The sequence below is a fragment of the Nisaea denitrificans DSM 18348 genome (assembly GCF_000426505.1).
In the GTDB taxonomy this organism is placed as follows: Bacteria; Pseudomonadota; Alphaproteobacteria; order Thalassobaculales; family Thalassobaculaceae; genus Nisaea; species Nisaea denitrificans.
Map to the genome: position 1 here is coordinate 1,033,104 of NZ_AUFM01000011.1, position 25,045 is coordinate 1,058,148.

Consider the following 25,045-nt stretch of genomic DNA (forward strand, 5'->3'; position numbering starts at 1 on the left):
CCCGCTTTATTTTGCTTCTTCCAGAGCCGCTTCTGCTTCCAGCCACTCCGCTTCAACGACTTCCAGCTCCTGATTCACTGCTTCTTTCTTCAGGATCAGCGCCTTCATGTCCGATGTCGGTCCTTCATACAGCTTCGGGTCAGCGAGCTGTGCTTCGAGTTTGGCTTTACGCTGGTTCAGTTTCTCGATGTTTTTTTCCAGCTCGCGGGCTCGCTTGCGGAGATCCGCGGTTTGCTTGCGCCGATCAGCCGCGTCCTTGCGGGCCTGTTTCCGGTCGTTTTTCTTCTCCGACCCACCCGAGCCATTCTCGGACCGGGCCGCGGCACGCTCTTCCTGACGCAGCCAGTCGCGATACCCGTCGAGGTCGCCGTCGTAGGGTTTCACGGTCCCGCCCGAGACGAGCCAGAGCCGGTCGACTGTCAATTCAAGCAAGCGCCTGTCATGGCTGATCAGAATAACCGCGCCTGTATAATCGTTCATCGCTTGAACCAGCGCGTCACGAGCATCGATATCCAGATGGTTGGTCGGCTCGTCGAGGATCAATACGTGCGGGCTGTCATAGGTGATCAGGGCCAGCGTCAGGCGCGCTTTCTCCCCTCCAGACAGATGCTTCGACAGTGTTGTCTGCTTGTCCTGTACAAGGCCGACACCACCAAGCCGTGCCCGTACCTTGTCCGGAGCCGCCCCCGGCATCAGCCGCGCCATATGTTCGGCAGCCGTCGCCTCCGGGTCCAGATCCTCTACCTGATGCTGCGCGAAGAAGCCGACGCGGAGTTTGGCTGTGCGGTGTTCGTCCCCGCCGGTCCTCGCAAGCCTGCCTGCAATCAGCTTTGCCAGCGTCGATTTACCGTTCCCGTTCCGGCCAAGCAGTCCGATCCGGTCATCACCGTCGATGCGCAGACTGAGGCCACTCAGGATCGGCTTTCCAGGCTCGTAGCCGACGCTGGCATTGTCGAACGTCACCAATGGCGGCGGCAGCTCTTCCGGGTTGGGAAACCTGAACCGGGTGGTCGGCTCGTTTACCGCATCGGGCAGCTTGCCCATTTTCTCCAACGCCTTGATACGGCTCTGGGCCTGCCGGGCCTTCGACGCCTTGTAGCGGAAGCGCTCGATGAAGGATTCCATGTGCTTGCGCTGCGCGGATTGCTTGGTGCGCTGTGCCTCGATCTGGGCAAGCCGCTCTTCCCGGGTCTTCTCAAAGCGGTCGTAGCCGCCTTGATAGAGGGTCAGCTGGTTATTCTCGAGATGCAGGATGGCATCGACTGCCTTGTTCAGCAGCCCCCTGTCATGACTGACAATCACCAACGTCTTCGGATACCGCGCGAGATAGGCCTCCAGCCAAACCGTGGCTTCGAGATCAAGGTGGTTAGTCGGCTCATCAAGCAGCAGGATCTCGGGTTCCGCGAACAGCACCGCCGCAAGCGCAACACGCATACGCCAGCCGCCCGAGAAACTCGACATGGGCTGGGACTGCATCGAATCCTCAAACCCGAGGCCAGCCAGGATCGCCGCAGCCTTGGCCGGCGCGGCATGGGCGCCGATATCGGCAAGCCGTGTTTGCACTTCGGCGATCCGCATCGGGTCCTGCGTGGTTTCGGATTCCTGGATCAGCCGTTCCCGCTCCTTGTCGGCGCGCAGCACTACCTCAAGAGGCGTATCCGGCCCACTCGGCGCTTCCTGGGACACCATGCCGATCGGATCTTCCACACCACGACCGCCGGTGACGAAGATATCTCCGCCATCCGGGTGATAGGTATCGGTGAGCAATTTCAGCAGGGTGGACTTGCCGGTACCGTTCCGGCCGACGAGGCCGACCTTGTGGCCGTCCGGGATCGTCGCCGATGCGGAGTCGAAAAGAGTGCGGCCCGCAATGCGGAAAGTCATGTCTGTAATCTGGATCATGGCACGCCTGATAGCACTTGCTCAGACCGGCGCCAATCCCGCGTGAGTCAGCTTGCATATTAAGGACGAGAGGTAGAGGCTCTGAGTTCTGCCAAAGGACCGTTCCGTGTCTCCAAAAAAAGTAATCATCGCAGGGGGCTCGATCTCGCCCGCCTCTGCTGTTGCGCCAGTAACGACGCCGCTCGCTGCTCCGGAAGAAAGCCCGAGGCTCGGGTGGATGTATGGCGCCGTCTGCATGACAGGCGGCATCGGTCTGGTGACCTTGAATGACGGGATCGCAAAATGGCTGACCGATGTGTATCCAGTCGGACAGCTCATTGCTTTGCGCGGCGTGCTGGTTCTGTTGCTGATTTTCGGGTTCGCCTTCATGACCGGACGGCGTCGCCAGCTTCGCGTCACCCATTGGCGCTTCCAGCTCACCCGTGCCGCCATCATTGTTTTAAGCACTTACAGCTTCATCTGGGCGCTGAAACTCATGGCCATTGCCGATGCAACGGCGATCGCTTTCGCGGGCCCGATCGTGACAGCGGCACTTGTCGTCCCTCTTTTGGGCGAACAGGTCGGCTGGCGGCGCTGGGTGGCGATCCTGATCGGGTTCAGCGGCGTGCTGATCATGGTGAAACCGACACCCGAGACCTTTTCTGCCGTGGCGCTGCTGCCCCTGTTCGCGACCGTCATGGGGTCCTTCCGGGATATCGTGACCCGCAAGATGCACCGGACCGAGAGCACACTCTCAATGCTGGCGGTCGGCATGAGTTTCGTGACCCTGTCGGGCTTTGCCAGCTATCCATTCACCGATTGGCAGGCGGTTGCCATGGGCCATATCCTGCTGTTCGGATTGAGCAGTCTCTTCGTCGGCGCGGCGCAGTTCCTCATGATCGAGGCATTCCGCTATAGCGAAGCCGGATTCGTCACACCGTTCAAATACACCAGCATGATCTGGGCCGTGCTGATCGGTTTCTTCGTCTGGGGGGATGTCCCGGATCTCTGGATCCTGGGCGGAACGGCGCTGGTGATCAGCAGCGGGCTCTATATCCTGCACCGCGAACGGGTCCGGCGGCGGCAAGCGCAGGTTGCGTCATAGAGCTGGAATTTCGGCTCGCTTGGGAGGACTTTTCGGGGCAATGAAGGTGTATTCACGCACACCGGCCGCGAGAGCATAGCAAGCCAGTTCAACTGCTTTGGGGATATCGAGTGACTCACCGTCACGCTCCCCCTTTTCATAATACTGGATCATGCGGCGCTTCAGACCTAGCGCCTCCGCCATTTCCTTCTGCGAGAGCTTCAGGAATTTTCTGAGCTTCTTAAATTCACCGGACGTCATGCCGCCTCCTTGAGAGGCGCATTATATGCGCATTCGAAGACTATGGCATCGGAGAAATCATCCCGGCGAACAGGGAGGAGTGCATCAAGCGTCCCTCCCCGTTTTTTTTCTAGCACCTCAATTTAGAAGGTAAGCTTGATGCCCGTTATGGCATAAGCCGCCTCGACATCGCCGACACCGGCTGTGTCACTCGTGTATTCAGAATAACCGAGCGTGCCCTGCAGGGAAACGCCCGGACCGAGGATGTAACGTCCGCCGAGGGCAAAGGTATCCCGGTCCGCCTGCACACTGGCAGGGGCCACACTTCCCGCGACACCGTCGCGTTCACCATGCAGATAGGTGGCGCTCACCCCGTACGGGCCGAAATCATAGGCGGCACCGACAACATAGGCATCGCCGTCATTGACGCCGGAATCCTGAAAGCCGGCGTAAGAGCCGCCAACCTGGAACCCGGCATAATCAACCGTGAGACCGAAGGCGTAGGCTTCCGGTTCCGGATTGTTGCCCGCTGCCTCGAGGAACGTGCCGTACCCGGCAGACGCTGCGACCTTCACGCCATTGAAATCACGGGAATAGTCGATCCCGGCCATGACGCCGTCAGTCAGATTGCTGGTGTTGCGGTCCGGCAGGACATTGCTGTCCTGGGCGCTGTCGGGCGCATAGGAAAGACCGACGCGGAAACCTTCTACACGCGGCGTGTAGTACGTCAGTTTTGTCGAATCGTTAGCCCGGCCGGGCTCAATGAAGGTACCGCCGAACGGCGCACGGAAATAACCGGAGTTGCTGATGGAAGTATTACCATTCAGCTCCCAATCGACGGTGTCACCGGAATTGATCCCCATTCCATATTCTTTCGGCGCGACGTGCGTTTTATAGAGCGCTGAGTTTTCGTCACCGATGTCGATCTGACCGAAATTGCCGCGAACTGTCAGATAGCTCTCGTCAATCTGGTCACTGTTGTTGGTGTTGCCCTCAAGCTGAACATTGATCCCGACTTCAAGACCGTTATCCAGCGTGGTGAAGCCCTCAAAATGGATTTCCGTGTCCGACTTCACGTCGAAACCGGAAAGATCCTGTGTGGTGTTCCCATCGTCCTGAATATCCGTATAGCCGAACCATTGTTCGGCGAAGCCACCGACACCGATCCTCAGCTTCTCAGCCGCATCGGCAGGGGCTGCGGAAACGATAAAGCCTGCCGCGACAAGCGCTGTGGTCTGAAGCAAGGCCCTTTTGGGCTGCGCAAAATTTTTCATCCGTTATCCCCATGCACCCGACAGGAACAGCCTGCCAAAATGCTATCTGATGTCAAAAAACGATCCGGCAACCGGAAACAGCGTGCTGACCGGTCACCCTCAGATGAGAATAAGTACAATCATGTACAATAACACCATCCGGCACAAAGTCATGGGCATGGCGTGGCACAGGCAGGAAGGCCCTCTTTGCAACGGTTAGAGAGATAAGTTCCCGTGCGGAAACAGATCGTATCGAGTTGCAAGGTATTGAAAAACAAACACCCCCACACCTAAGAGCGTTCCTGGTGTCCGCATACCGACGGCACCACCGACCCCCGGAAAGGGAACGTGATCTTGTTTTAGGAATGAAAAACGGAAATTGGCGACCCCGGCAGGACTCGAACCTGCAACCGTCGGATTAGAAGTCCGGTGCTCTATCCAGTTGAGCTACGGGGCCGCGAAAACTGGCGAGATCAGTGTGTCCAGGTGCCCCAGGTCGCGAAGCGGTCGGCCGCGAAGTTGTCGGCATAGGCCTTCGGCTTCAGGCTGCGCTTGTGGTCGCCCTGCACGATGTAGTCGAGCTCGTGCTTCTTGGCGTAAGCGACGGCCTCTTCCTTGGTCTCGAAAGTCAGCCGAACCTGATTGTTTGTATCGCCGCTACTGACCCACCCCATGAGAGGTTCCGGCACACGGGCAGTATCGAGGGTCGGCTCCAGCACCCAAAGCTTGGTCTTCGCACGCCCAGACTGCATAGCCGTTTTGCTCGGCCGATAAATCCGCACTGACATATGAAATCTCTCCTCGTACCCGAGACCCTTACGGACCTTCCAGCGCCCCAGCGAGACACCCTTGGGTTTCGTATCGCTCAAAGGCGTTGCGAGGTCAATGCGGCAGAGACTCAGCTTTTCGGCCGGACAATCTTTGGCCCGAGGTTTTCGATGACTTCTTTGGCCATGTAGAGGTCCGCTTTATTGTCGGAAAGCCCGGGGCCGCCGACGACAATTTCCGCGATAGCCTCGTAGCGGGTGATCGGTACGCTTTCGTCAGGGCCAGCATAAACACGATGACGGAAGTAATATCCTCCGTGATAGCCGTAGTAGCCGTACCCGGCATATCCGAAGGGCTCATAGGAATAATTCAGATAGCGGTCGGTCTTTTCAACATCGCGCTCGACCACGAGAAAATAGGCTGCCCCCTTCTCCAGCGTGAGCTCCGCCGCGCGGTACAACAGATACGTCTCGACCGTTTCACGATCCGTGGATGAGTTGCCGCTGAAACTGACCCGGTAGCGGTTGCTTTCGATGCTGCTGTCCTTATAGCCGAAGCGGTCGGACAGCGGCGCATAGGGCGTCGGAGAAGCGCATCCCGCCAGAATCGGAAACAACAGAGCCAGAAGCAGCAATCCGGATATTCGCTTCCGTGGAGTCCTGAAATACGACCGTTCACTGTTCATGGCATTGCTCCCGGTTGGCCATAACCCACCAAAACGGCGCGACCACTCCAAAAGATAATAGGTCTCATTCTCATTTTCCAGCTGAAGGTTCCTTCAGCGGAGCTACGCCTTCAATAAAATGAGATCGGTCTGGGAGATAAAAAGTGAATGGTCGGGGTGGACGGATTCGAACCGCCGGCCCTCTGCTCCCAAAGCAGATGCGCTACCAGGCTGCGCTACACCCCGACAAGGCCCGCAGCAAGAACTCCAACGGGCGCACGCTTGGTAATGCTTTTGAACGACCAGCGCAATACTCGAGTGTCATGCCACGATTTTTAGCGATCCGCCGCCAAGCGATCATGTTCCACGCGGTCGCCTGCGCGAAGACCGAGCCGCTCGACCGTTCCCGCAACGACCTCAAGAACGGCCTTCACACGAAACCGGGAAGAGATCACCTGCGTCGATAACGGCGTCGTTCGTTCGGAGATATGCAGAATCATTCCGTCCCGGTCGAGGAACAGCATATCGAGCGAGATCAGTGTGTTTTTCATCCACATCGATATCTTTTGTTTGCCCGGGTAGATGAAGAGCATGCCGGCATCATCCGCCAACTCTTTCCGGAACATCAGGCCCGAGGCCCGGGTTTCTGGTGTATCGGCGACTTCTACTGTGAAGACATGCTCTGTATCGCCGCGATGCAATACCAGGTGCGTGTCCCCGTCGGCCGCTGCCTTGAGGGGAACGAAGGCGAACAGCCCGAGCACAAATATCGCGCCAATTACTGTCTTCAGGGAGTGGATCAAAGCAGATACTGCCTGTTCAGTGTCATAGACAATTCATTCGATAGTTGACTCCCACGCCGAGCTCAAGAGCGCTGACCGCCTCATGGGAGCAAGCGGGCAAGATCCTGCACGGTGGATCGCACCTCTCCTTCCAACGGAACATCGGCCAGTGTTGTGAACCAGTGCGGCGGCGGATTGCGCCCACGGCTATGATTCCAAAACAGCGCGCGCAAAACGCTCTCGGCTTCTTTATTGAACGAGATGCCTCGCGGATCGACGCCATTCAAATGCGCCCAGATGCCGGTCCAGCAACGGGCAACAGCCCAGGGGTTATAACCGCCCCCTCCAACCACAAGAACGCGAGGAGCAAGAGCTGAAAGGCGCTCAACGGCCTCCCAGATCGCATTATTCGAGAGCGACAGTTTGCTTTGCGGGTCATCGGCCAGAGCGTCACACCCGCTCTGGATGACGATTCCGTCCGGACGGAATTCCTCCCCTATCGGCAGGATCGCCTCCTCGATCAGGAACCGGAGTTCTGTGTCGTTCATATCCTTCGGAACCGGGAAGTTCCGGGCCATGCCGCCGGCCCTGTCATCCGCCGGGCCGGTCCGGGGCCAGCGATCATCCTCATGAATGGAAACGGTCAGGACACGATCCTCGTCATGAAAGGCATCCTGCACACCGTCGCCGTGATGGGCGTCGAGATCGACATAGAGAACCCGGGACAGCCCGCCGTCGAGCATGGCAAGGATACCGAGCACCGGATCGTTGAAGTAACAAAAACCGTAGGCCATGTCGGGGCGTCCGTGGTGCGTGCCTCCCGCCAGGGAGTGAATGGTCCCGCGCTCTACCGAGGCAAGCATCCGTCCAGCCAGCAGGGACGCCCCCGCCGCCGTTGCCGGGCGGCTGAAGATCTCCGGGAAAACCGGATTTCCGCTCCTGCCGATATTGTAGCGTTCCTTCACCTCATCGCTGACATGTCCGTCCCTTTCGGCCGCGACCACGGCGGCGATGTAATCGGGAGCATGAAAGCGAGCGAGTTCATCCGGTGTTGCTATCGGGCTGTCGACGAAACGGCTTTCGTCGAGCAAGCCGAGAGCACGGGCGAGATCCATCACCGGCGTTACCCGCTGGATCGAGAGCGGGTGCGTCGCGCCATAGCGCGATTTTCGATAGATCTCGCTGCCGATCAGGATCGGGCGGGCGGGAAAAGCATCCGGGATTGCAGGGCCCGGACGCTGCGGTGCCAAGGAGGCGAGGCCACTCATGCGGTCCTGCCGATCACGGCCTGCTGGGGCGCGACCTTCCCTTCCTCATCGGGAAGAAGGAATTCGGGAAGATCATAGGCTTTCAGGCTTTCCCAGTGCTGCTCCACATCTTCCAGCATCAGGTCCCGGACAATGCCGGAGACAAGACGCGGAACCGCGAACTTCATCGCGTTGATGGAAGAGCCGGAAGGCCCGAAACTGAGCGTCGCGCCATAGGTGAAAAGCCGCACATTCCGCAGCCACCCGGCCGTCCCGGCATCCCGCTCCTGAAAGGCGTAGGTCGGATCGAGATAGGGGAAGGATTCTAGACGTGGGTTTTTCTCTCCGGCCGGTGGGCTGTATCGGTCGCGCCAGGTGGCCGCCGACACAGCGATATCGGAAAACTCCGGCCGCGCCGCAAGATCGATCGCGAAGCCGGTTCCGACGATCAGGAAATCCGCTTCCAGCTTTCCTTTCGGAGTCGCAATCTCGACCTGATCGCCCGTGATGGCGCAGGACAGCCAGGGAACGCCAGTCAGGAGCTCGAAATTATCGTGCTTCGCAACCCGCTCCCAAGTCTCTTTCGGGAACGCTTCGCGCAAGCTCAACAGATGGTTCATGAAGCGCCAGCGCCATGCGTCGTCCAGATCCGAGAAATGCCCGAGAAACCCGGGAAAAGACAGCCACTTGAAGGGCTGTACACGCTGCAGATCCTCCCGCCGGCAGCAGATACTCACCCGGGCCGCACCTGCCTCAAGCGCCGTTGCAGCATTGTCAAACGCCGACGCGCCGGCCCCCAGCACGGCGACGCGGCGGCCGCGAAGTTTCGCAAAATCGATATTCTCGGACGCATGGGACCAAAAGCGCCGGTCGAGCCCGCTTATTTCCGGCGGCGTCCACCATTTCCCAGGCGTTTCGATGCCGGTTGCGATCACGATTTTTCGCGCAAGAACCTGCTCCCGGATGCCGGACCTCAAGCCAACAAGGTCCACGCGAATCAGATCTCCGTCCTGTGCGGGCGTTATCCGCTCCGCCGAAACCTCGTTCTCGATCGGGATTTCAAGAACGCGACGCAGCCAAAGCAGGTAGGCGGCCCAGTCTTCTTTTGCGATCTTGTTGAGGTCCTCCCAGGCCGCGCCGCCATGCTGCGCCACGAACCAGGACCGGAAGGCGAGCGAGGGAATATCAAGATCGGGGCCGTTGACCTCTTTCGGCGACCGCAGCGTAGGCATCCGCGCATAGGTTAGCCACGGGCCTTCAAACCCTTCCGGTGAGCGGTCAACGATGCGCACACGCTCGATACGGGCTCGCTTGAGGGCATGGGCGACAGCAAGGCCGCCCTGCCCGCCACCGATAATCAGTACATCGAGGACCGGGCTCCCGTCCGGAGCATGCCGCTCAGGCACCCAGGCCGCGTCGGGATAGGAAACGGTCCGGAGATCCTCCGCGACCCGCGCCTCAAGTGCATCGAGTCCAATGGCCAAGCCTGTGTCGCTCACATGATCCCCACAGAACGTCCTGTTTCTCCATCACTAGGTAGCGCGCTTTGGCGCTCTCATCCAGAGGGGCACAATCTGGTGGCTTGCATGAGGCCGCAAGCTCGCCCATGATCGCCGGAAATTCAGGGGAGCTGCGGAAGCGGCTGAGAGGTTCCGGGAGGAACGACCCTAAACCTGATCCGGGTAATGCCGGCGTAGGAAGAACGCGATGATCACGCACAACCTTTTCCGCAACATCACCGATCTCGAACATCATGGTGATGGCCCATGAATGTGGTCCGCGGATTGATCATATTCGCCGGGATACTGGCCGTCTGGCAGCTCATTGTCAGTATCAGCGGCACGCCCGTCTACATCCTGCCCGGCCCGCTGCCCGTTGCGGAGGCCTGGATTCGGTCAGCGTCCCTGATCGCCCGCCACGGATCGATCACCCTGGCCGAAATCCTTCTCGGCCTTACCCTGGGAACCCTATTCGGCGGCACGACGGCGCTGATGTTGGCCTGGTCCGCCCGGATACGCCCATGGCTATTGCCTGTGCTGGTCATCAGCCAGGCGGTGCCGGTCTTCGCGCTTGCGCCGATCCTCGTCCTCTGGCTCGGCTACGGCATGGCGTCCAAGGTCGCCATGGCCGCGCTTATCATCTTCTTCCCGGTTACGGCTGCGATGTTTGACGGCCTGCGCCGAACCGATCCGCTCTTCATCGATTGCGCCCGTACGCTCGGCGCAAACCGTCTCGAGCTTCTGCTGCATGTCCGCCTGCCTGCCGCCCTGCCCGCCTTTGCCTCCGGGCTGCGCGTGGCCACGGCCGTGGCGCCCATCGGAGCGATTGTCGGCGAATGGGTTGGCTCCAGCGCCGGGCTTGGATACCTGATGCTGCATGCCAATGCCCGTCTGCAGATTGACGTCATGTTCGCCGCTCTCTTCACTCTCTCGATCCTCGCCATCGCGCTCTATTACGGGATCGATTTCCTGCTCAGGGCAGCAATGCCCTGGCAAGCCGGCGAAGCCCGGCCAACATTGCATACTGGAGGAAACTGAATGTTCACCCGGACCGCCGCGCTTCTCGCCGCGCTGATCGTCCTCGGCACAGCGCCGGCCAATGCAGCAGACAAGCTGACCGTCCTTCTGGACTGGTTCGTCAATCCGGACCACGGCCCCCTGATCGTTGCCGACAAGAAGGGCTTCTTCAGCGACGAAGGCCTGGAAGTCGAATTGATCGCCCCGGCCGACCCGAACGATCCGCCGAAACTGGTTGCTGCGAAAAAGGCGGATATCGCCGTCTCCTACCAGCCGCAGCTCCACATCCAGGCGGCTGAAGGCCTGCCGCTGGTGCGCTTCGGCACACTGGTCGCCACACCGCTGAACACGCTCGTGGTCCTGAAGGACGGGCCGGTGAAATCCATCGCCGATCTGAAAGGCCGCAAGGTCGGGTTCTCCGTCGGCGGTTTTGAGGACGCCCTGCTCGGCGCCATGCTGAAGAAACACGGACTGACGCTTTCGGATGTAGAGTTGATCAACGTGAACTTCTCACTCTCACCCTCGATCATCTCGGGCCAGGTCGATGCCGTGATAGGCGCCTTCCGGAATTTCGAGCTGAACCAGATGGATATCGTCGGCAAGCCGGGCCGGGCCTTCTTTGTCGAAGAGGAAGGTGTGCCGCCCTATGACGAGCTGATCTATGTCGCGCACAAGGATCGTCTCGACGATCCGCGCCTGAAGAAGTTCCTCTCCGCCGTGGAGCAAGCGACCCAATACATCGTCAACCACCCGGGCGATGCCTGGATGGCCTTTATCGATGGTCGCAAGGAGCTGGATGACGAGCTGAACAAGCGGGCCTGGCGCGATACCCTGCCCCGTTTTGCCCTGCGTCCGGCGGCCCTCGACCGTGGCCGATACGAACGCTTCGCCGCCTTCATGAAAGAGGCCGACCTGGTCACTAAAGACGTGAAAACAGATACTTACACGACAGAACTGAAGTAAGCGGCAGCGCCCCGCATATCCCGGCCGGACATGCGGGGCGGGCCGTTCATTAAGCGGCGGTCAAGTCGTCCTCGTACTTTCCACAAATCCCATATAGAGCTGCCGGGCCCGCTCAAACACTGGCCCCGGGGTCAAGGAGCGATCTTCAAACCGATTGATCGCCTGGATCTTCCCGTAATTTCCGCAGACCATGATTTCATCTGCCGCGTGGATGTCATCGGCGGTCAGGGTCACTTCCTCGACCGGCATGCCGTCTTCCCGCAACAAGCCGATCAACCGGCGCCGCGTGATGCCCGAGAGAAAGGTTCCGTTGGCAGCCGGTGTCCGAGCCACGCCGTCCTTCACGATCCAGATGTTAGCTACCGAGAACTCGGCGACATTGCCGTTTGGATCGAGCAGGAGAGCCAGATCGAAACCGCGCTCCCGGGCTTCCTTCAACGCGCGTTGCCCATTCGGATAGAGACATCCCGCCTTGGCGTCTGTCGGCCCCTGATCAATCGCACACCGCCGGAAGGTGGACAGGCATGCGGAGCCGGCGACAGGATCGGGCAGCGCCGCCTCGAAGACAGCCAGCACGAATTCCGTATCGTCCCCCTCGGGCGCCACTCCCTGCCCTGTGGAGAAGAACATCGGCCGGATATAGTAATCCAGATCCTGCGGCAGCCTTTGCACCGCCTCCCGGCACAAGGCCTCGATTTCAGCGGGCTCAAGTCCGGGCGTCAGCAGCATGGCCTTTGCCGAGCGCACGACCCGCTGGCAATGCAGCGCTATATCCGGCATCGCTCCTTTAATGGCGCGGGCACCGTCAAATACGCTGCTTGCCGACCAGAATCCGATCTGAAGCGGACCGGACAGCATGGGTTCGTTTGATAGCCATTCACCGCGATACCAGAATATTTGTTTCATTTGTAGATCTCCTCGCGCAACAAATTAGGACAGTAATATTGTCCTTTATAGTGAGGCAGACCAGACAAACTTTGTCACGGTGACAATCCATAAGCCATGCTGACGGCTATTTGTCAGCCGGTCAGGTATCCGTGTCGGGTACGACGCTGGCAGCTATGGTCCCATCCAGCGCCTCATAATCTCCATACCCAATGTGCTCATAGATATCTTTCCGGGACATCAGGCGATCGAGGAAGCCTTCCTGCCCGCCATGCTCCGCAAGATGCTGGTAGAGCGCGCGGACGATCCCGGCTTCGGCCCTGAGGGATGTCACGGGCCAGATCACCATGCTGAAACCCCACTCCTGGAATTGCTCAGCTGTGAAATACGGGGTCTTGCCGAACTCCGTCATATTCGCCAGTAGCGGAACGTCGAGCGCTTCGGAAAAGGCTCTGAAATGCGCTTCTTCAGTCAGCGCTTCCGGGAAGATTGCATCAGCACCGGCAGCGACATACGCCTTGGCCCGGGCGATTGCAGCATCGAGCCCCTCGGACGCCATGGCATCCGTCCGGGCAATAATCCGCAAATGACTGCGGGCCTTGCGAGCGGCAGCAATCTTTGCGCTCATGGAAGTCGTGTCGTTCAGCAGTTTGTCCGACAGATGACCGCATTTCTTCGGCAGCATCTGGTCCTCAAGCTGAACGGCGGCGGCGCCCGCCTCTTCCAGCTCTCTGCAAAGCCGCATCACATTCAGTGCTTCGCCGTATCCGGTATCGCCATCGACAATCAGAGGAAGTTGTGAGGCGCGCACGATGGTACGGACCTGATGGACCAGCTCCTCCATCGTCATCATGCCGAGATCGGGAAGCGCCAGGCTCGCGGAGAGCGCCCCACCCGAAAGATAGAGCGATTCGAACCCTGTATCGCGCGCAATGACAGCGGAAAGGGCGTCATGCGCACCAGGGATCCGTACAATTTCCCGCCGGTCCCAAAGCGCTGCCAGCCGATCGCCCGCCGGAGACCCGACCTGTTTTTGCAGGAGCCATGCCATATTTTTTCTTCCCTCTTCCGCACCGTCTTACCGGGCGTTTCATTCGTTAATTTCGCGCTTCAGAGATTGCACTCAGCCGCGTCCTCGTGTCATTGCATTGTCATCACTATATTGACAATTCTGGCGTGCTGTCGGATTGGTTCCTGGTACACCAGATCGCTGTCTGCGGACTGAAAAACGAATCTGGTCGGATAAACGCGAGGGAGACGCGTCGATGAGGCACATCTTAGGTCTGGGAGCGAGCCTTGCCGCTTTCTGGATGCTGCTGTCCGGATCGATCAGTCTCGACCACAAGCTGGTCCTCGGATTCGGCGTCGCGTCTATCATCCTGACTATGTTTCTCGCCATCCGCATGGACCGCCTTGACGGCTTCCCCGTCTCGATCCGTCTCAGCCCGAATCTGATCCGGTACTGGATCTGGCTCGCCAAGGAGATCGGCAAGGCGAATATCGATGTCGCCAAAATTGTCCTCGCCCCGAACATTAAAATTTCACCGCGCATGGTGCGGGTGAAAGCGACCCAGCAAACCGATGTCGGCATTGCCACTTTCGCCAATTCCATCACACTGACGCCGGGTACGGTCTCCGTCGATATCGAGGATGACGAAATCCTGGTGCATGCGATCACCGACGACATGGCGGCAGGCCTGATCGAAAGCGATATGGATGAACGGGTTACGGCCTTGGAGTTGAAGTACCGATGATGTTTGCCGCGGCCGCCGCCGGCCTGATCATTCCGATGCTGATGGCCTTGGTGCGTGGCCTCGCCGGACCGACCCTTTACGACCGGGTGCTCGCCGGAAACAGCTTCGGCACCAAGACAGTCCTGCTGATCGCCGTGCTCGGCTTTATCGGCGGTCGTCCGGACTTTCTGGATATCGCCCTGCTCTATGCCCTGATGAACTTCATCGGCACCATCGCGATCCTGAAATTCTTCCGCTACCGGAATCTCGGTGTCGCCGATAGTCCGGATAGCAAGAACGGGGGGACAGCCTGATGGAGATGATTATCGATCTTGCGTCCTGGGCGTTCCTCCTGGCTGGGATATTCTTCATCTTCACGGGCACGCTCGGCATGCTGCGGCTGCCCGACTTCTATACCCGGCTGCACGCCGCCGGTATCACCGATACGCTGGGTACCGAACTGATGCTGATCGCCATGATGCTGCAAGCCGGCTGGTCCATCGTGACCGTGAAACTGCTGATGATCTCACTCTTCATCTTCTTCACCAGCCCGACCGCAACACATGCGCTTGCGAACGCGGCCAACGCCGTTGGACTGCGGCCGTTCGGAGTCCCGGAAGCCGACCTCCGGCCGAAAAAGACGGAGGAAGCCTGATGGAATCCGGCATTGTTAATATCCTCGTCGATATCTCATTGATGACCTTGCTCGGGATCACCGCTATCGGGATCGTGCGGTCCCGCAATCTCTTCGCGACCGCCATGCTTTCCGGTATCTACAGCCTGATATCTGCGGCCGTCTTCGTGACCCTCGATGCCGTCGATGTCGCCTTTACCGAAGCGGCCGTTGGCGCGGGCATCTCGACGGTGCTGATGCTGGGGGCGATGACCCTCACCCGGCGCAGTGAGAAACACGCCATCAAGCTGCATATCGGCCCGCTCTTCGTTACGATCGGCATCGGCGCCGCGCTGATCTACGGCACAGTCGATATGCCCCCCTTCGGCTCGACCGACGCACCCGGCTTCCAGCATATTGTGCCGGAATACATCGCCGGCTCCCGGGATGACATCCAGGTTCCGAACATCGTCACCTCCATCCTGGCCAGCTATCGTGGTTTCGATACGCTGGGAGAGACCGCTGTGATCTTTGCGGCCGGTATCGGTGTGCTGTTCCTGCTTGGACGCCGCCGCGAGGATGAAGAGGCCGACGAGAGCTCCAACAGCGGCAAGGGAGAGGATGCATGAGACATCATCTGATCCTGCGCGTGGTCTCCAAGCTGCTCATCCCGTTTATCCTGCTCTACGCACTGTATGTTCAGTTCCACGGCGACTTCGGACCCGGCGGCGGCTTTCAGGCCGGTGTCATCTTCGCTGCGGCCTTTGTTCTCTATGCCCTGATTTTCGGCGTCCAGGCTGCGCGTAAAGCTTTCCCGGATAGCTGGCTCGCGATCCTGATCCCGCTCGGCGTCCTGATCTTTGCCGGTACCGGCATCGCATCGCTCCTGCTCGGCGGCACTTTCCTCGACTATGACGTTTTGGCATCCACGCCGACCGGTGGTCAGCATCTCGGCATTCTCGTCGTCGAATTCGGCGTCGGCGTGACAGTGACAGCCGTGATGATCGCGATCTTCTTTGCCTATGCGGGCCGGACCCATGAAATTCAGGATGACGACTGGTAAGCCATGCTTGAGCTGTTCCTAGACAAATATAACTACTGGATTGTCGTCGTCCTGATGATGATCGGGCTTTATATCGTCATCGCCCGCGGCAATCTGGTGAAGAAGATAGTCGGTCTCAACGTGTTCCAGACCTCTGTCTTCATGTTCTACATCTCGCTCGGCAAGGCCGAAGGAGGTACCGCGCCTATCCTGACAGGCAAGCCGGAACTGTTCTCCAATCCGCTGCCGCACGTCCTGATCCTGACGGCCATTGTCGTCGGCATTGCAACAACGGCGCTTGGCCTCGCCCTGGTTGTGCGGATACGCGAGAGCTACGACACGATCGAGGAAGACGAGTTGGAAGGCATGGATAATGCCGTCGTCACGACCGAACGTGCGCGACTAGGCACGGGGGATGCAGCCTGATGATGGCCGTCGACCATTTGCCGGTTCTGCAGGTAGTCGGTCCGCTGATCGCGGCCCCCATCTGCAGCCTGCTCCGGGCCCGGAACCTGGCCTGGTTTTTCACCCTGCTCGTCAGTATTGGCGCTTTCCTCTGCAGCATCTACCTGCTGAACACTGTGCTGGAAACCGGTCCGATCAGTTATGCGATCGGCGGCTGGGCAGCACCGCTTGGCATCGAATACCGAGTCGATGCGAGCAACGGATTTGTGCTGCTGATCATTTCCGGCATTTCCTCCGTTGTACTGCCGTTTGCCAAGCGCAGCTTCGAGTTGGAAGTCCCTGAAAACCAACACTCTCTTCTCTATACAGCGTATATTCTCTGCCTGACCGGACTGCTCGGCATCACAGCCACAGCGGATGCCTTCAACGTCTTCGTCTTTCTGGAAGTCTCGTCGCTTTCGACCTATGTGCTGGTCGCCGCGGGGGCAAAGCAGGATCGCCGCGCGCTGACCGCCGCCTACAATTATCTGATCCTCGGCACCATAGGCGCTACCTTCTTCGTTATCGGCGTCGGCCTGCTCTACATGGCGACGGGTACGCTGAACATGGCGGACCTCGCCGCCCGGGTCGGTCCGATAGGCGGCTCCCGTACTCTGGATGTCGGATTTGCCTTCATCGTCATCGGGCTCGCCCTGAAGCTTGCGCTGTTCCCGCTGCACAACTGGCTGCCGAACGCCTATACCTACGCGCCGAGCGCGGTGACCGCCTTCCTGGCGGCAACAGCGACGAAAGCCGCGGTATATCTGCTGTTGCGCTTTTGCTTCACCATCTTCGGCTCCGGCTCGGGCTTTCTGGCGCCCATGGTTGGGCTGGTCTGCATGCCACTGGCGCTGGCCGGCATGTTCGCCGGCTCTCTGGCGGCGATCTATCAGTATAATCTGAAGCGGATGCTGGCTTATTCGAGTGTGGCCCAGATTGGCTACATGGTACTGGGCATCAGTTTCCTCAGCATCACCGGCCTGATGGCCACGACACTGCATCTGTTCAATCACGCCTTGATGAAAGGCGCCCTGTTCATGGCGCTCGGCTGTGTCTTCTTCCGGGTCCGGTCGGTCAATATCAACGATCTGTCCGGGATCGCCCGGCAGATGCCCTGGACCATGGCTGCATTCGTAATCAGTGGCCTCAGCCTGATCGGCGTGCCTCTGACGGTCGGCTTCATCAGCAAATGGTATCTGATCTCCGCAGCGCTGGAGCAGGAAGCCTGGGTGCTCATCGCCCTGATCCTCGCCAGCTCCCTGCTTGCAGTGATCTATATCTGGCGGGTTATCGAAGTGGCGTATCTGAAAGACCCGATCCCGGGCCGGACCGTGACGGAAGCACCACTCTCAATGCTGCTCCCAACCTGGGCGCTGGTAATTGCCAATATCTACTTCGGTGTTGATGCCAGCCTGACGACGCGGGTTGCCCGCATGGCGGCCGAAGGTCTCGTGGGAATGGCACAATGAGTATGGAAACCGCCCTCCTCGCAACCCTCTTCCTGCCGCTCGCCGGCATGGTGCTGATCTGGCTGACCGGGAATTCGCCGAACCTGCGCGAAGGCGTGACACTGGTGACCGCCGTCGCGCTCTTCGCGATCGTGCTCTCTCTACTCGATGCGGTTATGGCGGGCGCAAGTCCGGGTCTGACCCTGCTCGAGGTCATGCCGGGTCTGGAGCTGGCTTTCAAGATCGAGCCGCTGGGCATGCTGTTCGCCTGCATCGCTTCGGGTCTCTGGATCATCAACTCGCTTTATTCCATCGGCTATATGCGCGGTAACGGCGAGAAGAAGCAGACCCGCTTCTACATGTGTTTCACACTGGCGATCTCCAGTGCCATGGGCATCGCCTTCGCCGGGAACATGTTCACGCTCTTCATCTTCTACGAAGTGCTGACCCTGTCGACCTACCCGCTGGTCGCCCACAAGGAGACCGAGGAAGCCAAGCGCGGTGCACGGATCTACCTCGGCATCCTGATCGGCACCTCCATCGGCCTGCAGCTTGCAGCCGTGATCTGGACCTGGATCGCTGCCGGCACGCTCGACTTCACCAAAGGCGGCATCCTCGCCGATCAGATCGAGCCGGTGCTGCTGCCGTTCCTGCTGGCGCTCTACATGTTCGGTATCGGCAAGGCGGCCCTGATGCCGTTCCATCGCTGGCTTCCGGCCGCCATGGTCGCGCCGACCCCCGTGAGCGCTCTGTTGCATGCGGTTGCGGTCGTGAAGGCCGGTGTGTTCACTGTGCTCAAGGTGGTGGTCTACATATTCGGCATCGACCTGCTGGCCCAGACCGGGGCGGCGCACTGGCTGATCTGGGTTGCCTCGTTCACCGTTCTGGCAGCCTCCCTTGTCGCCATGACCAAGGACAACCTGAAAGCCCGGCTGGCCTATTCAACCATCAGCCAGCTCGGCTACATCGTGCTCGGCGCGGCGCTGGCCAATCACTACGCGATCCTCGGTGGCGCGCTGCATATCGCCACACACGCCTTCGGCAAGATCACCCTCTTCATGTGCGCCGGCGCTATCTATGTCGCGACCCACAAGACCGAGATCAGCGACATGCAGGGACTTGGGCGCGTCATGCCCTTTACCTTCGGCGCTTTCTGTATAGGCGCATTGTCGATCATCGGCTTGCCGCCTTTCGCCGGAACCTGGAGCAAATGGTATCTCGCGCTCGGCGCTGCGGAGACAGGCATGATCGTTGTCGTCGCGGTCTACATGGTCAGCTCGCTGCTCAATATCGCCTACCTGATGCCGATCGTGGCGCGCGGCTTTTTCCGGCCTTCTCCCGCACTCGCGACGGCATCGGCAGGCGCTGCTGTCGCGCCAGCGAAAGGCGGGATCCAGGAAGCACCGTTCTTCTGCGTGCTGCCGCCCTGCCTGACGGCTGCTGGCTGTCTCGTCCTGTTCTTCTACGCCGACGCGATCATCGCGTTGCTGCGCCCGATCGTTGAGTGAGGCTGCTGCCATGAGTGCGGATCCACAGACCCCCGAGCACCATCCGAAGCATGACGAGGAACCGCGTTGGCTCGACGACCAACGCAACGTCAACAAGATCATTGTCGCAGTCGTCGTTGTCTGCGCTCTGCTTTTCGCGGCGGACGGCTTCTATCACAAGCATCCGCACTTCGAGGCTGAATCGTGGTTCGGGTTCTATGCGATCTACGGCTTCGTTATGTGTGTCGGCCTTGTTCTGGCAGCGAAGTTGATGCGGGTATTCCTGATGCGGGACGAAGACTATTATGACCATGATCGTTGATCTGTTTTTCCCGCTCAGCCCCGGACTGCTGCTGATTCTCGGCGGACTGCTGGTCCCGTTTCTCAGTCACAGCATCGGCCGGGTCTATGTGCTCCTGCTTCCCGCCGTCCTGCTGGCATATCTGATCGCCCTTCCGGACGGGAACCACGGCACCGTCTCGATGCTCGGATACGAGCTCGAACTGCTCCGGCTGGACAGCCTGTCCCGAATTTTTGCCACTATCTTCCTGATCGCCTCGCTGCTCGGCAATATCTATGCATGGCATGAGCCAGACCCGGTGCAGAGAACCGCTGCGCAGATCTATGCCGGTAGCGCCGTCGCCGCAGCCCTCACCGGCGATTTGATATCCCTGTTCGTCTTCTGGGAGCTGACAGCCGTTTCGTCCGTGTTCCTGATCTGGGCCAGCGGAACCGAAAGCGCGTACCGAGCCGGCATGCGCTATCTGATTATCCAGGTCGGCTCCGGCGTTATTCTGCTCGCTGGCCTGATCGTGCATGTAACGGCGACCGGCTCCATCGCGTTCGATCATTTCGGCCTCGACGCGCCCGGCGCATGGCTCATCCTGTTGGCCTTCGGCATCAAATGCGCCTTTCCTCTGCTGCATAACTGGCTGCAGGACGCCTATTCCGAAGCAACCGTAACCGGCACGGTGGTGCTTTCCGCATTCACCACCAAACTCGCTGTCTATACGCTCGCGCGCGGTTTTGCCGGCACGGAAATGCTGATCTGGATCGGCGCGGCAATGACCATGTTCCCGATCTTCTATGCGGTCATTGAAAACGATCTGCGGCGCGTCCTGGCCTACAGCCTGAACAACCAGCTTGGCTTTATGGTGGTTGGCGTTGGTGTTGGAACAGAACTCGCGCTTAATGGCACTGCCGCCCACGCCTTCTGCCACATCCTCTACAAGGCGCTGTTGTTCATGTCGATGGGTGCGGTTCTGTTCCGGACCGGCACCTGCAAGGGCTCCGAGTTGGGTGGGCTCTACAAATCGATGCCCTGGACAATGGGATTCTGCGTCGTCGGCGCCGCCTCGATTTCCGCCTTCCCGCTGTTTTCCGGGTTCGTCTCGAAATCCCTGATCATGTCGGCGTCCGCCAACGAGGGTTACTGGTTCGTCTGGGCCGTACTGCTCTTTGCATCGGCAGGCGTGTTCCACCATTCAGGCATCAAGATCCCCTACTTCGCCTTCTTCGCGCATGACAGCGGCCGCCGGCCCAAGGAAGCGCCGCTGAACATGCTGATTGCCATGGGGATCGCCGCCGCCTTCTGCATTGGCATCGGTGTCTGGCCGGCGCCGCTCTACGCGCTGCTGCCATTCGACGTCGACTACGTGCCCTATACGACCGCACATGTGATAACCCAGCTTCAGCTGCTGATGTTCTCGGCGCTGGCCTTCACCGTGCTGATGCGCACCGGCATCTATCCCCCGGAACTCAAGTCGACCAATCTCGATTTCGACTGGGTCTACAGACGCTTTCTTCCGCGTGTTATGGGACGTCTGGGTGGCGCTATCGACATCATCTATCTGGGCGTTACCGACAATGCGAAATCCGTCATAAGAGCCGCAATGTCCGCGTCTGTTACAGTCTTTGCCCCCGGCGGTCTTTCCGGCCGTATCAGCAGCGTCGGCAACGCGGCGGCCATCGTCGCCTTCCTGCTGCTCGTGGCATTGATTGTCAGCTACTCGGCTGTCTGATTTTCCGATCAGGTTTGACGGCGCACCGTTCCGGATCGATCCCTCACGGCCTAGCCGGTCTGGAACGGGGGCCGGAAAGATGATAATGGCAACACTGCGGGTTAATTCCCCTCTCAAGAAAGGTTCACCGCCATGGACATGACTGGCGAATATCTCGTCCCGGCGCCGAAGCAGGCGGTCTGGGAAGCGCTGAACGACCCCGAAATACTCAAGCAGTGCATCCCCGGCTGCGAAGAGGTCAACAAGACCTCGGATACGGGTTTCGATGCCAAGGTTTCGGCCAAGGTCGGCCCGGTGAAAGCGAAATTCGCCGGTGCGGTAACCCTGTCGGACATCGATCCGCCGAACGGCTACACAATCAGTGGCGAAGGCAAGGGCGGCGCGGCCGGTTTTGCCAAGGGCGGCGCAAAGGTCGCGCTTTCCGAAGCCGAGGGCGGAACGCTGCTGAAGTATGAAGTGAATGCTCAGGTCGGCGGCAAACTTGCGCAGATCGGCGCACGCCTGATCGACTCGACCGCAAAGAAAATGGCGAACGATTTCTTCAAGACCTTCAGCGAAGTCGTCGGTGCGGCATCCGGCGCAACTGAAATTCCGGCCGCCGAAACTGCGGCGCCGACTGCTCCTGACCACGGAAAGGAAAAAGCGATGAGTAACAATGGTGTTCCTGCCGAAAACGAGTATCACAGCCTGCACTGGATGGCGATCCTGACCGCTGGCCTCGCCGTCGCGAGCCTCGTCTGGTTCGCAATGCAGGGTCTCGACTTCTAGTCTGACAGGAATATCCGCCGGTCAAATTCCGGACGGAGAGAAACGGCGCGAGTTCGAAATTCGCGCCGTTTTTTTGTGCCCGAATTTCACGATCGAGCATGAAGTATCTGCTCAATTTGCAGACAGACAGGTTTCCCCGGTCCCTGATTTCAGTGCTTCTCCTATCCCCGCTTGACCTTGAACCGAACGGCGGAGAGACTGATCCGCGAAGTCGAAATATCCAATCATTCGACACAGTCGGAACCTTGAAGTCCAGGAGCCGGCAAACGGCGCCTTGAAGAGATAACTGGGAGAGAGCCTATGGCAACCGTATCCATGACGGTGAACGGGAAGTCTGTCAGCGGTGAAGTCGAGCCGCGCACCCTTCTCGTTCAATTCATCCGCGAACAGCTCCACCTGACCGGAACCCATGTCGGCTGCGATACCAGCCAGTGTGGTGCCTGTGTCGTGCATGTGAACGGCGATTCAGTCAAAAGCTGCACCATGCTTGCGGTTCAGGCGGATGGCTCCGATGTCACAACCATCGAAGGTCTCGCCAACGGCGACACGCTGCACCCGATGCAGGAAGCCTTCCGCGACAACCATGGCCTGCAGTGCGGTTTCTGCACCCCCGGCATGGTGATGAGCGCTGTCGACCTGCTGAAAAAGAATCCGAAGCCGAGCGAAGGCGAGATCCGTGAATGGCTGGAAGGCAACATCTGCCGCTGCACCGGCTACCACAACATCGTCAAAGCCGTTCAGCAGGCGGCCCAGGCATAAAGAGAACACGCATAAAACGCTCCAAAAGACAGGCAGAACAACTGCCATGCGAAACGGGAGGATAGAATGCCGGACGGAACCACGGGTACGGGCATAGGCGCGGCCGTAAAACGCGTTGAGGATTTCAGATTTTTGACAGGCAAGGGCAACTACACGGACGATATCAATCGCCCGGGTCAGTCCTTCGCCTACATCCTGCGCAGCCCGCATGCGCATGCAAAGATCACCTCGATCGACAGCTCTGCGGCCAAGGCTGCAGCAGGCGTGTTGGCCGTCTTCACTGGTGAGGACATGCAGGTCGGCTCCCTGCCCTGCGGCTGGCAGATCCATTCCAAGGACGGCTCACCAATGCTAGAGCCGGAACATCCGCCGCTCGCCAAGGGCAAGGTCCGCTATGTCGGCGATCAGGTCGCCGTCGTGATTGCAGACACCTACAGTCAGGCGAAAGATGCGGCGGAGAGCATCGTCGTCAACTACGAGGTCCTGCCTGCTGCCGTCAGCATGTCCGACGCCCTGACCGACAAGTCTCTGGTGCATGACGATATCGGCTCAAACCTCTGCTTTGACTGGGAAATAGGCGACGAGGCCGCAGTCGACGAGGCCATGTCCAAAGCCGCGCATATCACCAAGATCGATCTGGTGAATAACCGCCTGGTCCCGAATGCGATGGAGCCCCGCGCCGCAGTCGGCGAATTCGACGCCGCGACAGGCGAATATACGCTCTACACCACCAGTCAGAACCCGCATGTCATCCGTCTGCTGATGGGCGCCTTCGTGCTGTCCATTCCCGAGCACAAGCTCAGAGTGGTGGCACCGGATGTCGGCGGCGGTTTCGGCTCCAAGATCTATCATTATGCCGAAGAAGCCATCGTCACCTGGGCGGCGCCGAAAATCGGTCGGCCGATCAAATGGGTAGCCGACCGCAGCGAGGCCTTTATCTCTGACGCGCATGGCCGGGACCAGATCAACCACGCTGAACTCGCCTTGGATGCTAACGGCAAATTCCTTGCGTTGAAGGTTCAGACCCAGGCCAATATGGGTGCCTATCTCTCGACCTTCGCGCCCTGTGTGCCGACTTATCTCTCCGCCACCCTGCTTGCCGGCACCTACACAACGCCGGCGATCCACGCCAACGTGAAGGCAATCTTCACCAACACCGTGCCGGTAGACGCCTACCGCGGTGCAGGCCGTCCGGAATCGACCTACCTGATCGAGCGTATCGTCGATCAGGCAGCACGCGAGACCGGGATCGACAAGGTGGAAATCCGTCGCCGGAACTTCATCCCGGCCGATGCCTTCCCGTATCAGACGCCGGTGGCCCTGCAATATGACAGCGGTGACTATGAAGCGACCCTGTCTTCTGCCACCAAGCTTGCCGATGTTGCAGGTTTTGCCGCCCGAAAGGCGGAAGCCGCCAGCCGGGGCAAGCTCCGGGGCATGGGGTATTCGACATATCTTGAGGCTTGCGGCATCGCGCCGTCGGCCGTTGTCGGCTCTCTCGGTGCCCGTGCAGGCCTTTACGAGTCCGCCGAGGTCCGCGTGCACCCGACAGGCTCCGTGACCGTCTTCACAGGCACGCACAGCCATGGTCAGGGGCACGAAACGACCTTTGCGCAGCTTGTCTCCGACCGGCTTGGTCTGCCGATGGAGAATATCGAGATCAGTCACGGCGACACCAACAAGGTGCAGTTCGGTATGGGAACCTACGGGTCCCGCTCCCTCGCCGTTGGTGGCGAGGCGCTGATCCGGGCCGTAGACAAGATCATCGACAAGGCAAAGAAGATCGCGGCCCATGTGCTCGAGGCTTCAGCCGACGATATCGAGTTCAAGGACGGCAATTTCACCGTCGCCGGCACTGACCGCTCCATGGCTTTCGGCGAGGTCGCCCTCACCGCCTATGTGCCCCACAACTTCCCGCACGACGAGCTGGAGCCGGGCCTCGACGAAAAAGCCTTCTACGATCCAGCCAACTTCACCTACCCCGGCGGCTGCCATATCTGCGAGGTCGAGATCGATCCGGAGACCGGCGTTACCGAGGTGATCAAGTTCACCGCAGTGGATGACGTCGGGCGGGTGATCAATCCGATGATCGTCGAGGGTCAGGTGCATGGCGGTGTCGCCCAGGGAATTGGGCAGGCGCTGCTTGAATATGCGGCGTATGATGAAAACGGCCAGCTCGTGACAGGTTCCTTTATGGATTACACGATGCCGCGTGCCGACAATTTCCCCAAATTCGATGTGACAACGGAAGGCACGCTCTGCACCCACAACACGCTTGGTGTTAAAGGTGTTGGAGAAGTCGGGGCCATTGGCTCTCCGCCCGCTGTTATCAATGCGGTTATCGATGCGCTCTGGGACCGTGGTGTACGGGACATGAGCATGCCGGCAACGCCGGAAAAGGTATGGTCGGCCCTACAGGCCGCCGAGTAAGCGAAAGCCAGGAAGGA

26 protein-coding genes, 2 tRNA genes and 1 riboswitch are annotated in these 25,045 nt (G+C 59.6%); of the genes, 16 read left to right on the plus strand and 12 right to left on the minus strand.

The window, feature by feature from the left end:
* Nucleotides 1-6: 6 nt before the first annotated feature.
* Complete coding sequence (abc-f, locus tag K328_RS0105765; RefSeq protein WP_028465161.1) at nucleotides 7-1,902, minus strand: ribosomal protection-like ABC-F family protein; 1,896 nt, start codon at nucleotides 1,900-1,902, stop codon at nucleotides 7-9.
* Nucleotides 1,903-2,008: 106 nt separating this feature from the next.
* Between abc-f and K328_RS0105770 the strand changes: the two genes are divergently transcribed.
* Nucleotides 2,009-2,986 carry a DMT family transporter gene (locus K328_RS0105770; RefSeq protein WP_156901180.1) on the plus strand — a complete coding sequence of 326 codons (978 nt, stop codon included), beginning with the start codon at nucleotides 2,009-2,011 and terminating at the stop codon, nucleotides 2,984-2,986.
* On the opposite strand, the gene K328_RS0105775 is transcribed toward K328_RS0105770, so the two are convergent.
* The 9 genes from K328_RS0105775 to K328_RS0105815 form a co-directional block, all read right to left on the minus strand.
* A complete protein-coding gene (locus tag K328_RS0105775) occupies nucleotides 2,981-3,226 on the minus strand; it encodes a helix-turn-helix transcriptional regulator (protein WP_028465163.1) in 246 nt (81 codons plus the stop codon). The two genes, K328_RS0105770 and K328_RS0105775, sit on opposite strands and share 6 nt — an antisense overlap.
* Before the next feature lie 122 nt (nucleotides 3,227-3,348).
* On the minus strand, nucleotides 3,349-4,479 hold the full coding sequence (locus K328_RS0105780) for a porin (RefSeq protein WP_028465164.1): 1,131 nt from the start codon (nucleotides 4,477-4,479) through the stop codon (nucleotides 3,349-3,351).
* Between the two features lie 359 nt (nucleotides 4,480-4,838).
* Nucleotides 4,839-4,915: transfer RNA gene (locus K328_RS0105785), tRNA-Arg, on the minus strand.
* Nucleotides 4,916-4,931: 16 nt separating this feature from the next.
* Nucleotides 4,932-5,246: an ETC complex I subunit gene (locus K328_RS0105790; RefSeq protein WP_028465165.1), complete on the minus strand. Its 315-nt coding sequence runs from the start codon at nucleotides 5,244-5,246 to the stop codon at nucleotides 4,932-4,934.
* Nucleotides 5,247-5,356: 110 nt separating this feature from the next.
* Nucleotides 5,357-5,911: a CC0125/CC1285 family lipoprotein gene (locus K328_RS0105795; protein WP_205620582.1), complete on the minus strand. Its 555-nt coding sequence runs from the start codon at nucleotides 5,909-5,911 to the stop codon at nucleotides 5,357-5,359.
* 148 nt (nucleotides 5,912-6,059) lie between these two features.
* Nucleotides 6,060-6,136, minus strand: a tRNA-Pro gene (locus K328_RS0105800).
* 89 nt (nucleotides 6,137-6,225) lie between these two features.
* Complete coding sequence (locus K328_RS0105805; protein ID WP_156901181.1) at nucleotides 6,226-6,693, minus strand: DUF192 domain-containing protein; 468 nt, start codon at nucleotides 6,691-6,693, stop codon at nucleotides 6,226-6,228.
* Between the two features lie 80 nt (nucleotides 6,694-6,773).
* Complete coding sequence (locus K328_RS22725) at nucleotides 6,774-7,940, minus strand: acetoin utilization protein AcuC (RefSeq protein WP_084608113.1); 1,167 nt, start codon at nucleotides 7,938-7,940, stop codon at nucleotides 6,774-6,776.
* Entirely contained in the window at nucleotides 7,937-9,418 is a 1,482-nt protein-coding gene (locus tag K328_RS0105815) for an NAD(P)-binding domain-containing protein (protein ID WP_036553181.1), read from the minus strand. The genes K328_RS22725 and K328_RS0105815 overlap by 4 nt, the downstream gene beginning before the upstream one ends.
* A 114-nt stretch (nucleotides 9,419-9,532) precedes the next feature.
* Nucleotides 9,533-9,636, plus strand: a riboswitch (TPP riboswitch).
* Nucleotides 9,637-9,685: 49 nt separating this feature from the next.
* Here K328_RS0105815 and K328_RS22730 point away from each other — a divergent pair.
* Together K328_RS22730 and K328_RS0105825 are read left to right on the plus strand one after the other, a co-directional pair.
* Nucleotides 9,686-10,456 (plus strand): ABC transporter permease, encoded by a 771-nt coding sequence (locus K328_RS22730; protein ID WP_036553182.1) that lies wholly within the window; start codon nucleotides 9,686-9,688, stop codon nucleotides 10,454-10,456.
* Nucleotides 10,457-11,398 (plus strand): ABC transporter substrate-binding protein, encoded by a 942-nt coding sequence (locus K328_RS0105825; protein WP_028465169.1) that lies wholly within the window; start codon nucleotides 10,457-10,459, stop codon nucleotides 11,396-11,398.
* A gap of 60 nt (nucleotides 11,399-11,458) precedes the next feature.
* On the opposite strand, the gene K328_RS0105830 is transcribed toward K328_RS0105825, so the two are convergent.
* Both K328_RS0105830 and prpB read right to left on the minus strand, forming a co-directional pair.
* Nucleotides 11,459-12,304 carry a branched-chain amino acid aminotransferase gene (locus K328_RS0105830; RefSeq protein ID WP_028465170.1) on the minus strand — a complete coding sequence of 282 codons (846 nt, stop codon included), beginning with the start codon at nucleotides 12,302-12,304 and terminating at the stop codon, nucleotides 11,459-11,461.
* Nucleotides 12,305-12,425: 121 nt separating this feature from the next.
* On the minus strand, nucleotides 12,426-13,334 hold the full coding sequence (prpB, locus tag K328_RS0105835; protein WP_028465171.1) for a methylisocitrate lyase: 909 nt from the start codon (nucleotides 13,332-13,334) through the stop codon (nucleotides 12,426-12,428).
* A 214-nt stretch (nucleotides 13,335-13,548) separates the two neighbouring features.
* Here prpB and K328_RS0105840 point away from each other — a divergent pair, with 214 nt between their 5' ends.
* The 13 genes from K328_RS0105840 to K328_RS0105900 all read left to right on the plus strand — a co-directional run bounded on the left by K328_RS0105840 (nucleotide 13,549) and on the right by K328_RS0105900 (nucleotide 25,028).
* On the plus strand, nucleotides 13,549-14,037 hold the full coding sequence (locus K328_RS0105840) for a Na+/H+ antiporter subunit E (protein ID WP_028465172.1): 489 nt from the start codon (nucleotides 13,549-13,551) through the stop codon (nucleotides 14,035-14,037).
* Nucleotides 14,034-14,330: an MrpF/PhaF family protein gene (locus K328_RS0105845; protein ID WP_245577411.1), complete on the plus strand. Its 297-nt coding sequence runs from the start codon at nucleotides 14,034-14,036 to the stop codon at nucleotides 14,328-14,330. The genes K328_RS0105840 and K328_RS0105845 overlap by 4 nt, the downstream gene beginning before the upstream one ends.
* Nucleotides 14,330-14,671, plus strand: coding sequence for a monovalent cation/H(+) antiporter subunit G (gene mnhG, locus K328_RS22735; RefSeq protein ID WP_036553183.1), 342 nt, complete (start codon nucleotides 14,330-14,332; stop codon nucleotides 14,669-14,671). Before K328_RS0105845 ends, mnhG begins: the two co-directional genes overlap by 1 nt.
* A complete protein-coding gene (locus tag K328_RS22740) occupies nucleotides 14,671-15,258 on the plus strand; it encodes a DUF4040 domain-containing protein (RefSeq protein ID WP_156901182.1) in 588 nt (195 codons plus the stop codon). The genes mnhG and K328_RS22740 overlap by 1 nt, the downstream gene beginning before the upstream one ends.
* A complete protein-coding gene (locus tag K328_RS0105860) occupies nucleotides 15,255-15,692 on the plus strand; it encodes a Na(+)/H(+) antiporter subunit B (protein ID WP_028465174.1) in 438 nt (145 codons plus the stop codon). The genes K328_RS22740 and K328_RS0105860 overlap by 4 nt, the downstream gene beginning before the upstream one ends.
* Before the next feature lie 3 nt (nucleotides 15,693-15,695).
* Nucleotides 15,696-16,097, plus strand: a complete 402-nt coding sequence (locus tag K328_RS0105865; protein ID WP_036553184.1) for a cation:proton antiporter subunit C — start codon at nucleotides 15,696-15,698, stop codon at nucleotides 16,095-16,097.
* The gene (locus K328_RS0105870) at nucleotides 16,097-17,584 is read left to right on the plus strand and encodes a monovalent cation/H+ antiporter subunit D family protein (RefSeq protein WP_028465176.1); all 1,488 of its coding nucleotides are present in this window, start codon (nucleotides 16,097-16,099) and stop codon (nucleotides 17,582-17,584) included. The genes K328_RS0105865 and K328_RS0105870 overlap by 1 nt, the downstream gene beginning before the upstream one ends.
* Nucleotides 17,581-19,071 carry a monovalent cation/H+ antiporter subunit D family protein gene (locus K328_RS0105875; protein ID WP_028465177.1) on the plus strand — a complete coding sequence of 497 codons (1,491 nt, stop codon included), beginning with the start codon at nucleotides 17,581-17,583 and terminating at the stop codon, nucleotides 19,069-19,071. Before K328_RS0105870 ends, K328_RS0105875 begins: the two co-directional genes overlap by 4 nt.
* Before the next feature lie 10 nt (nucleotides 19,072-19,081).
* Nucleotides 19,082-19,372 carry a hypothetical protein gene (locus tag K328_RS0105880; protein ID WP_028465178.1) on the plus strand — a complete coding sequence of 97 codons (291 nt, stop codon included), beginning with the start codon at nucleotides 19,082-19,084 and terminating at the stop codon, nucleotides 19,370-19,372.
* Nucleotides 19,356-21,071 (plus strand): Na(+)/H(+) antiporter subunit D, encoded by a 1,716-nt coding sequence (locus tag K328_RS0105885; RefSeq protein ID WP_028465179.1) that lies wholly within the window; start codon nucleotides 19,356-19,358, stop codon nucleotides 21,069-21,071. Before K328_RS0105880 ends, K328_RS0105885 begins: the two co-directional genes overlap by 17 nt.
* A 132-nt stretch (nucleotides 21,072-21,203) precedes the next feature.
* Nucleotides 21,204-21,839 carry an SRPBCC family protein gene (locus K328_RS0105890; protein WP_028465180.1) on the plus strand — a complete coding sequence of 212 codons (636 nt, stop codon included), beginning with the start codon at nucleotides 21,204-21,206 and terminating at the stop codon, nucleotides 21,837-21,839.
* Between the two features lie 300 nt (nucleotides 21,840-22,139).
* Nucleotides 22,140-22,598, plus strand: coding sequence for a (2Fe-2S)-binding protein (locus tag K328_RS0105895; RefSeq protein WP_028465181.1), 459 nt, complete (start codon nucleotides 22,140-22,142; stop codon nucleotides 22,596-22,598).
* A gap of 66 nt (nucleotides 22,599-22,664) precedes the next feature.
* Entirely contained in the window at nucleotides 22,665-25,028 is a 2,364-nt protein-coding gene (locus tag K328_RS0105900) for a xanthine dehydrogenase family protein molybdopterin-binding subunit (RefSeq protein WP_028465182.1), read from the plus strand.
* Nucleotides 25,029-25,045 lie beyond the last annotated feature (17 nt).

Excerpts from the sequence above, each read along its gene's own strand:
- abc-f (WP_028465161.1), bottom strand. The coding sequence starts at position 1,902 with ATGATCCAGATTACAGACATGACTTTCCGCATTGCGGGCCGCACTCTT.
- K328_RS0105775 (WP_028465163.1), bottom strand. The coding sequence starts at position 3,226 with ATGACGTCCGGTGAATTTAAGAAGCTCAGAAAATTCCTGAAGCTCTCG.
- K328_RS0105780 (WP_028465164.1), bottom strand. The coding sequence starts at position 4,479 with ATGAAAAATTTTGCGCAGCCCAAAAGGGCCTTGCTTCAGACCACAGCG.
- K328_RS0105790 (WP_028465165.1), bottom strand. The coding sequence starts at position 5,246 with ATGTCAGTGCGGATTTATCGGCCGAGCAAAACGGCTATGCAGTCTGGG.
- K328_RS0105795 (WP_205620582.1), bottom strand. The coding sequence starts at position 5,911 with ATGAACAGTGAACGGTCGTATTTCAGGACTCCACGGAAGCGAATATCC.
- K328_RS22725 (WP_084608113.1), bottom strand. The coding sequence starts at position 7,940 with ATGAGTGGCCTCGCCTCCTTGGCACCGCAGCGTCCGGGCCCTGCAATC.
- K328_RS22730 (WP_036553182.1), top strand. The coding sequence starts at position 9,686 with ATGAATGTGGTCCGCGGATTGATCATATTCGCCGGGATACTGGCCGTC.
- K328_RS0105825 (WP_028465169.1), top strand. The coding sequence starts at position 10,457 with ATGTTCACCCGGACCGCCGCGCTTCTCGCCGCGCTGATCGTCCTCGGC.
- K328_RS0105830 (WP_028465170.1), bottom strand. The coding sequence starts at position 12,304 with ATGAAACAAATATTCTGGTATCGCGGTGAATGGCTATCAAACGAACCC.
- prpB (WP_028465171.1), bottom strand. The coding sequence starts at position 13,334 with ATGGCATGGCTCCTGCAAAAACAGGTCGGGTCTCCGGCGGGCGATCGG.
- K328_RS0105840 (WP_028465172.1), top strand. The coding sequence starts at position 13,549 with ATGAGGCACATCTTAGGTCTGGGAGCGAGCCTTGCCGCTTTCTGGATG.
- K328_RS0105845 (WP_245577411.1), top strand. The coding sequence starts at position 14,034 with ATGATGTTTGCCGCGGCCGCCGCCGGCCTGATCATTCCGATGCTGATG.
- mnhG (WP_036553183.1), top strand. The coding sequence starts at position 14,330 with ATGGAGATGATTATCGATCTTGCGTCCTGGGCGTTCCTCCTGGCTGGG.
- K328_RS22740 (WP_156901182.1), top strand. The coding sequence starts at position 14,671 with ATGGAATCCGGCATTGTTAATATCCTCGTCGATATCTCATTGATGACC.
- K328_RS0105860 (WP_028465174.1), top strand. The coding sequence starts at position 15,255 with ATGAGACATCATCTGATCCTGCGCGTGGTCTCCAAGCTGCTCATCCCG.
- K328_RS0105865 (WP_036553184.1), top strand. The coding sequence starts at position 15,696 with ATGCTTGAGCTGTTCCTAGACAAATATAACTACTGGATTGTCGTCGTC.
- K328_RS0105870 (WP_028465176.1), top strand. The coding sequence starts at position 16,097 with ATGATGGCCGTCGACCATTTGCCGGTTCTGCAGGTAGTCGGTCCGCTG.
- K328_RS0105875 (WP_028465177.1), top strand. The coding sequence starts at position 17,581 with ATGAGTATGGAAACCGCCCTCCTCGCAACCCTCTTCCTGCCGCTCGCC.
- K328_RS0105880 (WP_028465178.1), top strand. The coding sequence starts at position 19,082 with ATGAGTGCGGATCCACAGACCCCCGAGCACCATCCGAAGCATGACGAG.
- K328_RS0105885 (WP_028465179.1), top strand. The coding sequence starts at position 19,356 with ATGACCATGATCGTTGATCTGTTTTTCCCGCTCAGCCCCGGACTGCTG.
- K328_RS0105890 (WP_028465180.1), top strand. The coding sequence starts at position 21,204 with ATGGACATGACTGGCGAATATCTCGTCCCGGCGCCGAAGCAGGCGGTC.
- K328_RS0105895 (WP_028465181.1), top strand. The coding sequence starts at position 22,140 with ATGGCAACCGTATCCATGACGGTGAACGGGAAGTCTGTCAGCGGTGAA.
- K328_RS0105900 (WP_028465182.1), top strand. The coding sequence starts at position 22,665 with ATGCCGGACGGAACCACGGGTACGGGCATAGGCGCGGCCGTAAAACGC.